We start from the raw sequence: 14,950 nt of genomic DNA, 5'->3' as shown, positions 1-14,950 counted from the left end.
CTTCGAGCTGATCGAAGTGACTCGACTTACGCCGGGGTCACGTTGACCATGTGCTTGTTCATTGCGCCCTTGACGCCGAACGACACATGGCCGTCGACCAGTGCAAACAGCGTGTGGTCCTTGCCCACGCCGACATTCACGCCGGGGTGGAACCGGGTGCCGCGCTGGCGCACGATGATCGAGCCTGCGCTGATCAGTTCGCCGCCGAAAGCCTTAACGCCGAGCATCTTGGGCTTGGAGTCGCGCCCGTTTCGCGTTGAGCCGCCGCCTTTTTTCTGTGCCATGGAATGTTCTCCTTAGCCGGCGATCGCGCCGATTTGCAGTTCCGTGAACTGCTGGCGATGGCCTTGACGTTTCTGATAGTGCTTGCGACGACGCATCTTGAAGATGTGAACCTTGTCGTGCTTGCCGTGCGACAGTACCGTGACTGTCACCGTTGCGCCGGACACCAGGGGCGTACCGACCTTGATTTCGCTGCCGTTGCCGACTGCGAGAACCTGATCGATCACGATTTCCTGGCCTACATCCGCAGCAATCTGTTCTACTTTAATTTTTTCGCCGGAAGCAACGCGATACTGCTTGCCGCCGGTTTTTATGACCGCGTACATGTGAACCTCTTGGGAATATGAGCTCTACGGCGAATTCCGCAGAGCCTTAGATTCTAGCACGGTTTGCGCGCGCTAACATGGTTTCGGGCCGAAGCCAAGCCGGAAGGCACCCGCGCATCCCTATAATCTGCGCCTTCCGGCCTTGTGCCGCCGCACCTTTCGCATTCAGACGCGCCGCGCGCAAACGCTTTGCCAGTTCACGCCGCCGATACCTCCCCCACCGCCACCGTGCTGGATTTGATTGCCGGCGACATGGTCGAAGTCGACCGTGTGATTGCGCGGCGCCTCGATACAGGCGTGCCCCTGGTGAGCCAGGTCTCGAAGTACATCATTTCCGCCGGCGGCAAACGCCTGCGCCCCGCGCTCCTGCTTCTCATGTCGGGCGCCCTGGGCTACACGGGCGAGCAGCGCTTCAATCTGGCGGCGGTCGTGGAGTTCATCCACACGGCCACCTTGCTGCACGACGACGTTGTCGACGAGTCGACCCTGCGGCGTGGCCGCCCGACTGCCAACGAATCGTTCGGAAATCCGGCCAGCGTGCTGGTCGGCGACTTCCTGTACTCGCGCGCCTTCCAGATGATGTTGGATGCAAACAACATGCGCATCATGCAGATCCTGGCCGAGGCGACGAACGTGATCGCGGAAGGCGAGGTGCTCCAGCTGATGAACATGCACGACGCTTCGCTGGACGAAGCCGCCTACTTGCGCGTGATCCGCTCGAAAACCGCCAAGCTCTTCGAAGCCAGCACGCGGCTCGCCGCCGTGCTGGCAGGCGCGACGCCCGAAGTCGAGGAAGCCTGCGCGACCTATGGCCAGGCCCTTGGCACGGCGTTCCAGGTGATCGACGACGTGCTCGACTACGCCGGCGACGCCCACGAAACCGGCAAGAACGTGGGCGACGACCTGCGCGAAGGCAAGACCACATTGCCGCTGATCTTCGCCATGCGGCGCGGCAATGCCGACCAGAGCAGCCTGGTGCGCGCAGCCATCGAGGCGGGCGATACGGCCCAATTGGGCAAGATCGTGGAAATCGTCCACAGCACCGGGGCGCTGGACGCATCGCGCGCCGCCGCGGCCGACGAGGCAAAACGCGCGATTCACGCCTTGCGCGACTTTCCGTCCAATTCGCATGCCGACGGTTTGCTACAATTGGCGGCTCAGTTGCTTGAGCGACGTGCCTGAACACCTCACAAGAGTTGGCAAGGACGACTTCTCTTTTTTTGCAACCAATCGGGGTGTAGCTTAGCCTGGTAGAGCGCTACGTTCGGGACGTAGAGGCCGGAGGTTCGAATCCTCTCACCCCGACCAGTCTTTTCGGCTGGCACCAATAATGCCCATGCCTGTTGCTGCGTAGCGATTTACATGGCGAGGGCGTTCAGCGATGATCGTGAAGCATTTTTTCACATCTCTTGCAATTTCGCTGAATGGCTGCCGCCGAACTTCCTGTTAAAGAAAATACGCAAATCGCCCTCCCGGGACTTGCGCGCGCCTTGGTCTCGGCCGGCAAGCTTCCCGCGAAGATTGCGGAAGACATCTATCAAAAGTCGCTCAGCGGCCGCACCAGCTTCATCGCCGAGCTGACCGGCAGTGGCGCCGTCTCGGCCGCGGATCTGGCCCACACGCTTTCGTCCGCCTTCGGCGCCCCGCTGCTGGATCTTGACGCCATCGACCACCAGCGCCTGCCGAAAGACCTGCTCGACCCCAAGCTGTGCCTCGCCTACCGCATCGTGGTGCTCAGCAAGCGCAACAACCGTCTCATTGTTGCAACAGCCGACCCCTCGGACCAGCAGGCGGTGGAAAAAATCAAGTTTGCGTCCCAGATGGGCGTGGACTGGGTCATTGCCGAATACGACAAGCTGTCGCGCATGATCGAGGCCGCCGCCGTCAGCGCGTCGGAAACCCTCAACAACATCGTCGGCGGTGGGGACTTCGAGTTCGACGACGTCACGGCGGATACATCGGGCGATACCAACGAACAGGCGGCTGTCGCCGAAGTCGAAGATGCGCCGGTCGTGCGCTTCCTGCACAAGATGCTGCTCGACGGCGTCAGCATGCGGGCGTCGGACATCCACTTCGAGCCCTACGAGCACAACTACCGCGTGCGCTTCCGCATCGACGGCGAGTTGCGCGAGATCGCAAGCCCCCCGACGCTCATCAAGGACAAGCTGGCTTCGCGGATCAAGGTGATTTCGCGGCTCGACATCTCCGAAAAGCGGGTGCCGCAAGACGGCCGCATGAAGCTCAAGATCGGCCCCGACCGCGTCATCGACTTCCGCGTCAGCACGCTGCCCACGCTGTTCGGCGAGAAGATCGTGATCCGTATTCTCGACCCGAGCAGCGCGCGCCTGGGCATCGACGCGCTCGGCTACGACGCCGACGAGAAGGAGCGGTTGCTGCGTGCCATCGGCCGTCCCTATGGCATGGTGCTGGTCACCGGCCCCACCGGTTCGGGCAAGACCGTGTCGCTCTACACCTGCCTGAACCTGCTGAACCAGCCCGGCGTCAACATCGCCACGGCCGAAGACCCGTCGGAAATCAACCTGCCGGGCGTGAACCAGGTCAACGTGAACGAACGGGCCGGGCTGACGTTCGCCGCCGCGCTGCGCGCCTTCCTGCGCCAGGATCCCGACATCATCATGGTCGGTGAAATCCGGGACCTCGAAACCGCCGACATCTCGATCAAGGCTGCGCAAACAGGCCACCTGGTGCTCTCCACGCTGCACACCAACGATGCGCCGACCACGCTCACGCGGATGCGGAACATGGGCATTGCGCCGTTCAACATCGCCTCCAGCGTCATCCTGATCACCGCGCAGCGGCTGGCGCGCCGGTTGTGCCACGTGTGCCGCATGCCGGCCGACGTGCCGCGCCAGGCCTTGCTCGATGCGGGCTTCAAGGAAGAAGAGCTCGACGGCTCCTGGAAGCCCTACCGGCCGGTGGGCTGCTCGGCGTGCAGCAGCGGCTACAAGGGCCGGGTCGGCATCTACCAGGTGATGCCGATCTCGGAAACCATCCAGGCGATCATCCTGCGCGACGGCAGCGCACTGGACATTGCTCGCCAGTCCGAGGCCGAAGGCGTTCGCTCGCTGCGGCAGTCCGGGCTCAGAAAAGTCATGCAAGGGCTCACCTCACTCGAAGAAGTGGTGGCGGTCACCAACGAATAACGAACACACTGCAAGAAATCGGAGATCGAATGGCAACAGTGGCATCCACCCGCACTTCAAACACGCTCAAGGAATTTGTCTACGAGTGGGAAGGCAAGGACCGCAACGGCAAGCTGGTGCGCGGCGAGCTTCGGGCCGCCGGCGAGAACCAGGTGCAGGCGGCTTTGCGGCGCCAGGGCGTTCTTGCATCCAAGATCAAGAAGCGCCGCATGCGCTCGGGCAAGTCCATCAAGCCCAAGGACATCGCGATCTTCACGCGCCAGCTCGCAACCATGATGAAGGCCGGCGTGCCGCTGCTGCAGTCGTTCGACATCGTCGGCCGGGGCAATGCCAACCCCAGTGTTGCCAAGCTCCTGAACGACATCCGCAGCGATGTGGAAACCGGAACCTCGCTGTCGGCGGCCTTCCGCAAGTTTCCGAAGTATTTCGACAACCTCTATTGCAATCTGGTGGAAGCCGGTGAAGCGGCCGGTATCCTGGAAGATCTGCTGGACCGTCTTGCCACCTACATGGAAAAGACCGAGGCGATCAAGTCGAAGATCAAATCGGCGCTGATGTATCCGACGTCCGTGGTCGTGGTCGCGTTCGTCGTGGTGGCCATCATCATGATCTTCGTGATTCCGGCCTTCAAGCAGGTGTTCACCTCCTTCGGCGCCGATCTGCCGGCGCCGACGCTCTTCGTGATGGGCATGAGCGAATTCTTCGTCTCGTACTGGTGGCTGATCTTCGGCGTGATCGGCGGCGGCACCTACTTCTTCCTGCAGGCCTGGAAGCGCAACGAAAAAGTGCAGCGGGTCATGGACCGCGCGCTGCTGCGCGTGCCGATCTTCGGCACCCTGATCGAAAAATCCTGCATCGCCCGCTGGACCCGCACCCTCGCCACCATGTTCGCCGCCGGTGTCCCGCTGGTCGAAGCGCTCGACTCGGTCGGCGGCGCATCGGGCAACACCGTGTACAGCGACGCCACGGCCAAGATCCAGCAGGAGGTCTCGACCGGCACCAGCCTCACTTCGGCCATGACCAACGTCAACCTGTTCCCGTCGATGGTGATCCAGATGACGGCCATCGGCGAAGAGTCCGGCTCCATCGACCACATGCTCGGCAAGGCCGCGGATTTCTACGAGTCCGAAGTCGACGACATGGTTGCGGGCCTCTCGAGCCTGATGGAACCCATCATCATCGTGTTCCTCGGCACGATCATCGGCGGCATCGTGGTGTCGATGTACCTGCCGATCTTCAAGTTGGGCCAAGTCGTTTGATGCTGGTGTCGCAGGGGTTCGACGCCGCCTTCGCGGGTGTCCTGGGGTTGCTGGTCGGCAGCTTCCTCAACGTGGTGATCTACCGCACCCCGGTGATGATGTACCGGGACTGGCTCGCCGATGCCGTGGCCAACCTCATGTCGTCCAAGGACGCTCCCTCGCTCTGGAGCCTCGTGTTCGGGCCGAAGGCAGCGCCCCCGCCCGGGCTCGAAGCCGCAGCAGACAAGGCGGCCGTGGCCATCGAGAGCCTGCCCCCTTTCGACCTGAGCCGGCCGGCTTCGCGCTGCGGAGCCTGCGGGCACAAGATCCGCTGGTACCAGAACATTCCGGTGCTGAGCTACCTGGTGCTGCGGGGCCGTTGCGCCGCCTGCAAGACATCCATCAGCCCACGCTATCCGCTGGTCGAACTGGTGACCGGCGCGCTCTTCGCCCTCTGTGCCTACCGCTTCGGCCTGACGCCCACGGGTGCGCTCTGGGCGGCGTTCGCAGCGTTGCTGATCTGCCAGTTCCTGATCGATTTCGACACCCAGTTCCTGCCCGACGCGCTGAACTACCCCCTGCTCTGGCTGGGGCTCATCGGTGCGGCCATGGGCTGGACCGGCGTTGCGCTGAGTTCAGCGGTGTGGGGCGCCGTGTTCGGCTACCTGAGCCTCTGGCTTGTGTACCATGGCTACCGCTTGGCAACGGGCAAGGAAGGCATGGGTCATGGCGACTTCAAATTGCTGGCGGCGCTCGGCGCATGGCTGGGGGCCGATTCCCTCATCGCCATCATCCTCGTTTCGTCGCTGGTGGGCGCCGTGATCGGGCTCGCGCTGCGTTTTGTCGGGAAGCTGGCGCACAAGGACATTCCCATGGCCTTTGGTCCTTTCCTTGCCGGCGCCGGCCTTGTCTGTCTCGTCGCCGGTCCGGAGCTCGTGAGGCAATGGATTCCCTTCGCCTTTCCGTTCAGCGCAATCGCCCGTTGAAGAGCGCGTGATGCGGCGCATCGGCTTGACGGGTGGCATCGGAAGCGGCAAGAGCACCGTGGCTGCGCTGCTGGTCGCCGAGGGCGCCGTACTGGTCGACACCGATGCGATCGCACGCCGCATCGCGCAACCCGGAGGCGCCGCCATGCCCGCGATCGAGGCCGCGTTCGGCTCCGCCGTCATGGCACCGGATGGCGGCCTGGACCGCGTCGGCATGAGGCAACTCGTGTTCGCCGACAGCGGCGCCAGGAAGCGTCTCGAGTCGATCCTGCACCCGCTGATCGGCGCCGAGACGGAGCGCCTGGCCCTCGCCGCGGGCCAGCAAGCCACGGTCGTCTTCGATGTGCCGCTTCTGGTCGAATCCGGCCGCTGGCGCGCCATCGTCGACCGGGTGCTCGTGATCGATGCATCCGAGGAGACGCAACTGCGCCGCGTCATGGCGCGCTCAGGCTGGACGCCCGAGGCCGTGCGCGCGGTGATTGCCCAGCAGGCTGCGCGCAAGATGCGCAGAGCGGCCGCGGATGCGGTCATTTTCAACGAGTCGCTCTCGTTGGAGGAACTCGGCACAGAGGTACGGAGTCTCTGGAAGCTGTGGGCTCCGCCCGGCACGCGATAATCCGAGACTTGCCGCTGCAGCGGCCGCATAACGATCAAGACAGAGAAGGCGCTCACCGGGGTGCCATTCCCCCGCGATGCTTTTCAATTCGTATCCCTTCATTTTTGTCTTTTTCCCGCTGGTCCTGATCGGTTTCTTCCTGATCGGTAAGCGCAATGCCCGGGCCGCCGCGGGATTTCTCGCCCTGGCATCGCTGTTCTTCTACGGCTGGTGGAGCGTCAAGGCCCTTCCGCTGCTATTGGCGTCGATCTGCATCAACTACTGGTTCGGCCTGCGCCTGACGCCCGCTCCCGGGAGGGACGACCGCAAGCGAAAGTCCTTGCTGGTGATTGCGCTGGTGGTCAACCTCGGTGTGCTGGCCATCTTCAAGTACGCCAATTTCTTCGTTTCGAATGTGAACGACGGGCTGGCCGCGGCGGGCCTCTCGCAGATTCCGCTGCTGCACATCGTGCTGCCGATCGGCATCTCGTTCTACACCTTTACCCAGATCGCCTTCCTGGTCGACTGCTGGCAGGGCAAGGTGCATGAGCGCAGCTTCATTCACTACGTTCTTTTCGTCACCTATTTTCCGCACCTGATCGCGGGCCCGGTGCTGCATCACGCGCAAATGATGCCGCAGTTCGGCAACCCGTCCACCTACCGGGTCAACGCCAACAACATCGCGCTTGGCCTGGGCATCTTCACTTTCGGACTCGCCAAGAAGATGCTGATCGCCGATCCGCTGGGGCAGTACGCCGACATGATGTTCAAGGGCGTCCACGAAGGCGTGCTGCCCTCGCTGTACACCGCCTGGCTCGGCGTGCTCGCCTATACCCTGCAGATCTATTTCGATTTCTCGGGCTATTCGGACATGGCGGTCGGCCTGTCCCTGTGCCTGGGCGTGCAGCTGCCGCTGAATTTCCGCTCGCCGTACAAGTCGACCAACATCATCGAGTTCTGGCGCCGCTGGCACATCTCGCTGTCCAACTTCCTGCGCGACTACCTCTACGTGCCGCTCGGCGGCAACCGCAAGGGACCGGCTAGGCGCTACCTGAACCTGTTCCTCACCATGCTGCTGGGCGGCCTGTGGCACGGCGCCGCATGGACCTTCGTGATCTGGGGCGCGCTGCATGGCCTCTTCCTCATGGTCAACCATCTCTGGAACGCCACGGTGCGGCGCGGCAAGACAAGCTCGTCGCGCCTCGGCCGCGTGCTCGGATGGTTCATCACTTTCCTGTGCGTGATGGTGGCGTGGGTGGTGTTCCGCGCCGACAGCATGACGGCGGCCATCGAGATCTACAAGGGGATGCTGGGCATGCATGGCGTGCTGCCGAGCGCCTTCGGCGAGTTCAAGGTGCCGTTCCGCAAGCCCGAGTTCTTCCAGACGATGCTGGCCGGCCTCGTCATCTGCCTGGCGCTGCCCCCGACCATCACGCTCGACCGGTGGCTCCCGACCGTGGCCGCACTGGCTGGCCGCCCGGCGCTCAACCGTATCGCAACCGTGGTGACGGCCTTGGGATGCGTGTTCCTGTTCGGCTTGTGCGTGTCGAAATTCGGCAGCTACAGCCCCTTCCTCTATTTCCAGTTCTGACATGGAAGATACGAAACCGGCCCGCATGTGGCTCGCGATCTTCGCCGCAGGCTTTCTGGTCTGTTGCGCGTTGTTGGTCACCAGCCTGCTGACGCCCATTCCCTACGGCGACCTGACGCGGATCGGGCGCATCTCCGAGCGTGATTTCGGATGGCACCATCCGCCTCCGCCGATTCCGGACGCGAACATCAAGGCCTCCTCGATCCAGGACGCCGACGTGCTCGTGATCGGCGACAGCTTTTCAGTCCGCTATGCCTGGCAGTCGCCGCTGGTCGGTGCCGGATACCGCGTCGCGACGGCGCATTGGGACAAGACCGGGCCGATGTGCAGCGACTTCTCGGCCTGGGTACGCAAGTCAGGATTCAAAGGCAAGGTCGTCATCATCGAAAGCATCGAGCGCCTGCTTCAGGGGCGCATCGAAGTCTCGAAGGAATGCGCGGCCATGAAGTACGCCTTCCTACCGTCGCCCCCTCCCTTCGAAAATCCGTCCAAGCCCGCACCTACCGGTTTCCGTCTGAATTGGGACGCGGAACTGCTGAGGGGCTGGCTGACCTACCGAAACACCCGCGCCATCGAACGTTCCGAGAGCTGGACCAACACGCCCGACCGCTGGGGCCCGCTCATCGACGCGCGCACGGTGCCCGATGGCTGCAAGCAATTCAGCCATGTGGCTTGCAACAAATTGCTCATGACCGCGGAGGACCGTCTGATGGACCCACTCACCGCGGATTCCGCTACCTTCATGGCGAAGTTCACGGAAAAAATGGCGCCGTCACTCCGCATCATCTGGATGGTCGTGCCCAACAAAAGCACGGTATACCTCGACCAGAGCCATGCCGCCGCATTCCGGAGCACTTTCAACGACCTGAAGATCGGCCCCGATCTTTTTGCACTGTCCGAGCAGAACCGCTTCAAAATCACGGACTTGTATCCAGCCAACGAAACCCACGTTTCCACCGCCGGATACTTGCTCTTCGGTCAGCGTATGCTGGAGGCTGTGCGTGAAGTGCAGCCGACTCCGGCGGCTGCGAAATCGCCATGAACTCGTCCCCGACATGAACCGACACGCGTGATCCTCTACGAGTACCCCTTCAACGAGCGCATCCGCACCTACCTGAGGCTGGAACACCTGTTCCGTCGCCTCGGAGAGTTGGTGCCCTCCGAATCGCCGCTTTCCCACCATTACGCCCTGGTCACGATCTTCGAGATCATGGACGTTGCCGCACGCGCCGACCTCAAGGCCGACGTCATGCGCGACCTCGACAAGCACAAGAGCGTCTTCAACAGCTACCGGGGCAATCCGGCCATCGCGGAAACGGTGCTGGATCAGGTCGTCCAACAGCTGGAGGGCAATTTCTCCGCCCTCAACAGCGTGGCGGGCAAGGCCGGCCAGTCGCTGACGGAGAACGAATGGCTCATGAGCATTCGCAGCCGCGCCGGCATTCCGGGCGGCACCTGCGAGTTCGATCTGCCCGCCTACTACGCCTGGCAACACCGCACCGCGGCAAGCCGCCGCGCGGATCTCGAGCGCTGGTCGAACACGCTCTCACCGCTCGCATCGTCCATCTACCTGCTGCTCAAGCTGCTGCGCGACGCGGATGTGCCCTACAAGGTCATTGCCACGGGCGGCCAGTTCCAGCAGAACCTCCCCCAGGGGCGCAGCTTCCAGTTGCTGCGCCTGCGTATCGATCCGAGTTTCGGGTTGGTGCCGGAAATCAGCGGCAACCGGCTCATGGTTTCGGTTCGAATGATGCGCCACGAGGCCGACGACCGCCTGCACCAGAGCACCGAAGACGCCGCCTTCGAACTCACGCTCTGCTCTTGAGCGCAGCCGACGGCAAGGACACGCCATGAGCAACGGCAAGACTCGCAACGACATCGGCGAACGGATCGTCCGCTGCCCCGCCTGCGGCGGCGACAGCGTCTACGCCGTCAGCAACCCCTATCGGCCGTTTTGCAGCGCACGCTGCAAGGGCATCGACCTCGGCGCCTGGGCCAACGAGGAATTCAGGATGCCCGCTGAAGGGCCGCCGGACGACGAGCCCTTCGGCGATCCAAAGCTGCAGCAGTAGCCTTCGAGGCGCTTCTCTCCGCGCTATTTCTTCGGCGCAGAACCACCCTCGTCCTGCAACGCACGGTCCATGTAGGTTGCGAACGAGCGCGTGTACTTGGGCCGCAAGTGGCCGGAATCCTTGTATGCGGGCGCGCCGTCCTGCATGGTGCGCAGGCACTGGCCGTTCGCCGTGCACAGGTTGGCCACTGCGTCGATCACCTCCACGCCGCTCGCAACGCCGATCTGCCGCAGCTTGTCGTTCAGTTCGCGCTGGTCCTGCGGTATCGGCAGCGTCGGCATCGACGTCGACAGCTTCATGGACGTCAGCCGGCTGCCTTCGAGCAGACGCTTGGGTTCGAAATCGGGGGCCACAGGGATGTCGAGCAGCAGATACACCTTCTTGCCCTTGCTCGACAACTCGCGCAGCAGCTGGCCAAGCGAATCGAATGCCAGTGCCATGCCGTCGCCACCCCGGAACTGATGCGCCGCACCGCTCGCATCGCGGAAGTAGTAGCCTGGCGCGCCGCCCGCGATGAAATAGCAGTTCCAGCAGCCGCCGATCACCACCGTGTCGATCTCGGGGCTGCGGGCGAAGTCCAGCACCGTCGCGCGTCGCTCGGCACAGCCCACGTTCGCATCGGCAAAAACGCCGGGGATCGGCGGGCAGGAACCCTGCGTCGCGAAGTAGATGGTGTTTGCCTTGTCCGGCGCCGTGCGGGCGAGTTCCTCGGCGCGCGGGCCGTACTGCTGCACATGGCTGTCGCCGATCAGCAGGCTCTTGCGCGGACCTTTGCCGACTTGATAGAGCAGATGCCGCCCGAGTTCGTAGTTCTTGAAGTCGTCGTAGTAGCCCACGTCGGCCGCGGCCTCGGAGATCTGCTGGAGGCGAACGTCGTGATGGCGCGGTTGCAGCACGCCAGAGAACACCACCAGGCCCACGACCACCAGCGCAATGCCCAGGCCCGCCAGCACGCGCAGCAAGCCCGGGCTGGTGCGCGTGCGTGTGTAGCGCTCGACGAACCGGTAGGTCAGCCAGGCCAGAACCACGCTCGCGACGACCGCGCCCGCACGCACGGGCAGCGATGGCGACCCATCGCTCAGGATGCGCGCATAAGCGAGCAACGGCCAATGCCACAGATAGAGCGGATAGCTGATAAGCCCGATCCACACCATCACGCGGTTCGACAGCAGGTACTTGTTGAGGAAGCCGGTGGGGCCGGCTGCGATGCAGCTCACCGCACCCAGCGTGGGCAGCAAGGCCCACCAGCCCGGGAAGGCCTTGTCGCCGCGAATCATCACCAGCCCGAGTCCGAGCAAGCCCACACCGACGAAGGACTGCACGTGGCTGCGCAAGCGGCTCGGCGCTGCGGGCTTCAGCCGCATGCACGCCAGGATGCCGCCCACCATCAGCTCCCAGAAGCGCGAAGCCGGCGAATAGAAAGCCGCCGTGCGAAACGGATGGATCGTGAGCACATTGACGAGAAACGACACCACCGCAATCGCCAGGATCACGCGGATCATCGGCCAGCGCCGGCGCCAGGCCACGCCCAGCAGCACCGGCCAGAAAATATAGAACTGCTCTTCGATGCCCAGCGACCACAGATGCAGCAGCGGCTTGGTTTCCGCGGCGGTATCGAAATAGCCCGCGTCGGCCCAGAACACGAAATTGGCAAAGAAGGCCGCACCGCCCGTGACCTGCTTGCCCAGCTGCGCGAACTCGTCGGACAGCAGCATGTACCAACCGAAGCACAGGGTGGCCAGAAGCACCAGGATGAGCGCCGGGAAGATACGCCGGATGCGCCGGGCGTAGAAGTCGCGGTAGCTGAAATCGCCCGCGATCTGGCTTTGCAGAAGAATGGTCGAGATCAGGTAGCCCGAGATCACGAAGAAGATGTCGACGCCAATGAAGCCGCCAGGCAGCGCACCCGGAAACGCGTGATAGATCACCACGGAGGCCACGGCGATGGCACGCAGGCCGTCTATGTCCGGTCGGTACTTGGGATGCAGCATCTCGGGGGTCGTTGAACGCGCTGTGGCGGTCCTGGTTGTTTTTTAGGGGACTACGCCGCTGACCCGGCGGCGTATGGAATGCCGCGTTCCTCTGCCAGCCATTCGAGCACCGGCATGGCGCCGGGCAGTACGGGCGTCACATCCAGCGGCAATTGCTGCCACCGCATTTCCTGCCCTTCGCGCATTTCGAACTCGCCGCTCCAGGCCGTGACCTTGCACCAGTGCAGCCGCACCAGCGCGTGCGGATAGTCGTGCTCGGTGACTTTCCAGACCTCGGCGCCTGCGATGGTGATGCCGAGCTCTTCCTGCAGTTCGCGCCGTAGCGCCTGCTCGACCGTTTCGCCGGCTTCGATCTTGCCGCCTGGAAACTCCCAATAGCCTGCGTACGCTTTGCCTTCGGGCCGGGTCGAGAGCAGCAGCGCATCGTCGGCCAGCCGGATCAGCACGCCGACCGCGACCTCGGTGTGCTTGCGGTCCTGGGGTTGCGGCCGCGCGCTCATGCGCTGGCCCGCCCGGCATAGTCGCGCGCGAACTGGTAGGCCACGCGGCCGCTGCGCGAACCGCGCTCGAGGGCCCAGACCAGCGCCTCGGGCCGCGCCGCCTCGATGGCGGCCTCGCTGACGCCGAAGGACGAGAGCCACTGCGCGACGATGGCCAGGTATTCGTTCTGGCTGAAGGGATAGAAGCTCACCCACAGACCGAAGCGCTCCGACAGCGAGATCTTTTCTTCGATCACTTCGCCGGGGTGCACTTCGCCGTCCTCGGTGTGGGTGTACGACAGGTTGTCCTTCATGTATTCGGGCAACAGGTGGCGCCGATTGCTGGTCGCGTAGATCAGCACGTTGGGCGTGGCCGCCGCAATCGAGCCATCGAGAATCGACTTCAGCGCCTTGTAGCCCGGCTCGCCCTCGTCGAAGCTCAGGTCGTCGCTGAACACGATGAATTTTTCAGGCCGCTGCGACACCACCTCGACGATGTCCGGCAGGTCGGTCAGTTCGGCCTTGTCGACTTCGATCAGGCGCAGCCCCTGCGGCGCATAGGCTTGCAGGCAGGCCCGAATGAGCGACGACTTGCCCGTGCCGCGCGCACCGGTCAGCAGCACGTTGTTGGCGGGCTTGCCTTCGACGAACTGGCGCGTGTTGCGTTCGATCTTCTCCTTCTGGAGGTCGATTTCCTTGAGCGAATCGAGCGCCATCGAAGCCACATGCTTCACCGGCTCGAGCACGCCGTGGCCTGAACTGCGGCGGCGATAACGCCATGCGATCGACGCATTCCAGTCGGCGGGTGCAGCCAGCGGCTGCGGCAGGATCGATTCGATGCGGCCGATCAGCTGCTCGGCGCGCTCGATCAGCCTCTGGAACTGCTCATTCATCGACGCCCGCCCGGCCGCCCGAAGGGCGTTGAGCGCCCCCTCGGGGGCAGCGACGACACGAAGTGCGGAGCGTGGGGGTCATTCATCATGACCTGTAGTCGGCGTTGATGGTCACGTAGTCGTGGCTCAGGTCGCAGGTCCACACGGTCTCGCTGGCGTTGCCGCGGCCCAGCCCGATGCGCACAGTGATTTCGCTCTGCTTCATCACGCGCTGCCCGTCTTCCTCGCGGTACGACGGATTGCGCCCGCCCTTGACCGCCACATGCACGTCGTCCAGGAACAAGTCGATGCCGGTCTGGTCGAGGTCGGCAATGCCCGCGTAGCCGACGGCCGCCAGGATGCGGCCCAGGTTCGGGTCGCTCGCGAAGAACGCGGTCTTGACCAGCGGCGAATGCGCCACCGCATAGGCCACCTGCTTGCACTCGGCCGCATCGCGGCCGCCTTCGACCTGGATGGTGATGAACTTGGTCGCGCCTTCGCCGTCGCGCACGATGGCTTGCGCCAGCTGGCGCGCCACGTTCTGCATCGCAGCCACGAGCGCCTGGCCCTCGGCGGATTCCAGCGAGGTGATGGTCGCGTGCGCGGCCTTCTGCGTGGCGATGACCACGAAGGAATCGTTGGTCGAGGTGTCGCCGTCGATCGTCACGCGGTTGAACGAAGCGTCGGCCAAGCGCCTGGCCAGCGGCTGGATCAGCGACGGGTCGATCTTGGCGTCGGTGGCCATGAAGCCGAGCATGGTCGCCATGTTCGGCCGGATCATGCCGGCGCCCTTGCTGATGCCGGTGACGGTAACAGTGGCGCCGCCGACCTGAGCCTGCTGGCTGAAGGCCTTGGGGATCGTGTCGGTGGTCATGATGCCTTCGGCCGCACGCGCCCAGTGGTTCTCCGAGGCATCGGAGAGCGCGGCAGGCAGGCCGGCCTCGATGCGGTCCACCGGCAGCGGCTCCATGATCACGCCCGTCGAGAACGGCAGGATCTGCTCGGGCGCAATCTCGAGGTGGCGCGCCAGTGCAATGCAGGTGGAGCGCGTGCGCATCAGGCCGTCTTCGCCCGTGCCGGCGTTGGCGTTGCCGGTGTTGATGACCATCGCGCGAATGCCGTAGTTGGCCGCCAGGTGGTCGCGGCAGACCTGCACTGGCGCCGCGCAGAAGCGGTTCTGGGTGAACACCCCGCCGACCGCCGAGCCTTCGTCGATCAGCACGACCGTCAAGTCCTTGCGGTTGGCCTTGCGCACGCCCGCTTCGGCCACGCCGATGCGGACGCCGGGCACCGCGAACAGGGCGGCAGGATCAGGGGCGGACAGGTTCACGGGCATGGGGTTTTCTCTTCGGAA

15 protein-coding genes and 1 tRNA gene are annotated in these 14,950 nt (G+C 64.0%); 10 read left to right on the top strand and 6 right to left on the bottom strand.

Going from position 1 to position 14,950, the window contains the following annotated elements:
* Positions 1 to 26: 26 nt before the first annotated feature.
* The gene (gene rpmA, locus QFZ42_RS02170) at positions 27 to 284 is read right to left on the bottom strand and encodes a 50S ribosomal protein L27 (protein WP_307699373.1); all 258 of its coding nucleotides are present in this window, start codon (positions 282 to 284) and stop codon (positions 27 to 29) included.
* Positions 285 to 296: 12 nt separating this feature from the next.
* Positions 297 to 608 (bottom strand): 50S ribosomal protein L21, encoded by a 312-nt coding sequence (gene rplU, locus QFZ42_RS02165; RefSeq protein ID WP_307699372.1) that lies wholly within the window; start codon positions 606 to 608, stop codon positions 297 to 299.
* Between the two features lie 189 nt (positions 609 to 797).
* Between rplU and QFZ42_RS02160 the strand changes: the two genes are divergently transcribed.
* The 10 genes from QFZ42_RS02160 (at position 798) to QFZ42_RS02115 (ending at position 10,254) form a co-directional block, all read left to right on the top strand.
* Positions 798 to 1,790 carry a polyprenyl synthetase family protein gene (locus QFZ42_RS02160; RefSeq protein ID WP_307699371.1) on the top strand — a complete coding sequence of 331 codons (993 nt, stop codon included), beginning with the start codon at positions 798 to 800 and terminating at the stop codon, positions 1,788 to 1,790.
* Positions 1,791 to 1,839: 49 nt separating this feature from the next.
* Positions 1,840 to 1,916 (top strand) — tRNA-Pro (locus QFZ42_RS02155).
* A gap of 116 nt (positions 1,917 to 2,032) precedes the next feature.
* Positions 2,033 to 3,772, top strand: coding sequence for a type IV-A pilus assembly ATPase PilB (pilB, locus tag QFZ42_RS02150; protein ID WP_307699370.1), 1,740 nt, complete (start codon positions 2,033 to 2,035; stop codon positions 3,770 to 3,772).
* Between the two features lie 29 nt (positions 3,773 to 3,801).
* Positions 3,802 to 5,031: a type II secretion system F family protein gene (locus QFZ42_RS02145; RefSeq protein WP_307699369.1), complete on the top strand. Its 1,230-nt coding sequence runs from the start codon at positions 3,802 to 3,804 to the stop codon at positions 5,029 to 5,031.
* Positions 5,031 to 5,996: a prepilin peptidase gene (locus QFZ42_RS02140; protein WP_307699368.1), complete on the top strand. Its 966-nt coding sequence runs from the start codon at positions 5,031 to 5,033 to the stop codon at positions 5,994 to 5,996. Before QFZ42_RS02145 ends, QFZ42_RS02140 begins: the two co-directional genes overlap by 1 nt.
* Positions 5,997 to 6,006: 10 nt before the next feature.
* The gene (gene coaE, locus QFZ42_RS02135) at positions 6,007 to 6,612 is read left to right on the top strand and encodes a dephospho-CoA kinase (protein WP_307699367.1); all 606 of its coding nucleotides are present in this window, start codon (positions 6,007 to 6,009) and stop codon (positions 6,610 to 6,612) included.
* Positions 6,613 to 6,688: 76 nt separating this feature from the next.
* Entirely contained in the window at positions 6,689 to 8,182 is a 1,494-nt protein-coding gene (locus QFZ42_RS02130) for an MBOAT family O-acyltransferase (RefSeq protein WP_307699366.1), read from the top strand.
* A gap of 1 nt (position 8,183) precedes the next feature.
* Positions 8,184 to 9,224, top strand: a complete 1,041-nt coding sequence (locus QFZ42_RS02125) for a hypothetical protein (RefSeq protein WP_307699365.1) — start codon at positions 8,184 to 8,186, stop codon at positions 9,222 to 9,224.
* A gap of 27 nt (positions 9,225 to 9,251) precedes the next feature.
* On the top strand, positions 9,252 to 10,007 hold the full coding sequence (gene zapD, locus QFZ42_RS02120; RefSeq protein WP_307699364.1) for a cell division protein ZapD: 756 nt from the start codon (positions 9,252 to 9,254) through the stop codon (positions 10,005 to 10,007).
* A 25-nt stretch (positions 10,008 to 10,032) separates the two neighbouring features.
* Positions 10,033 to 10,254 (top strand): DNA gyrase inhibitor YacG, encoded by a 222-nt coding sequence (locus QFZ42_RS02115; protein WP_307699363.1) that lies wholly within the window; start codon positions 10,033 to 10,035, stop codon positions 10,252 to 10,254.
* A gap of 23 nt (positions 10,255 to 10,277) precedes the next feature.
* Here QFZ42_RS02115 and QFZ42_RS02110 read toward each other — a convergent pair whose 3' ends face one another.
* From QFZ42_RS02110 to argJ, 4 genes are all read right to left on the bottom strand, one after another.
* Positions 10,278 to 12,245 (bottom strand): acyltransferase family protein, encoded by a 1,968-nt coding sequence (locus QFZ42_RS02110; RefSeq protein WP_307699362.1) that lies wholly within the window; start codon positions 12,243 to 12,245, stop codon positions 10,278 to 10,280.
* A 50-nt stretch (positions 12,246 to 12,295) separates the two neighbouring features.
* Positions 12,296 to 12,745, bottom strand: coding sequence for an 8-oxo-dGTP diphosphatase MutT (mutT, locus tag QFZ42_RS02105; RefSeq protein ID WP_307699361.1), 450 nt, complete (start codon positions 12,743 to 12,745; stop codon positions 12,296 to 12,298).
* Complete coding sequence (locus QFZ42_RS02100; protein ID WP_307699360.1) at positions 12,742 to 13,617, bottom strand: ATP-binding protein; 876 nt, start codon at positions 13,615 to 13,617, stop codon at positions 12,742 to 12,744. Before QFZ42_RS02100 ends, mutT begins: the two co-directional genes overlap by 4 nt.
* Positions 13,618 to 13,702: 85 nt before the next feature.
* Entirely contained in the window at positions 13,703 to 14,932 is a 1,230-nt protein-coding gene (gene argJ, locus QFZ42_RS02095; RefSeq protein WP_307699359.1) for a bifunctional glutamate N-acetyltransferase/amino-acid acetyltransferase ArgJ, read from the bottom strand.
* Positions 14,933 to 14,950 lie beyond the last annotated feature (18 nt).

Origin of the sequence: Variovorax paradoxus, assembly GCF_030815855.1 — a bacterium.
Classification (GTDB): Bacteria; Pseudomonadota; Gammaproteobacteria; order Burkholderiales; family Burkholderiaceae_C; genus Variovorax; species Variovorax paradoxus_M.
This window is presented reverse-complemented; position numbering and strand designations above follow the sequence as displayed.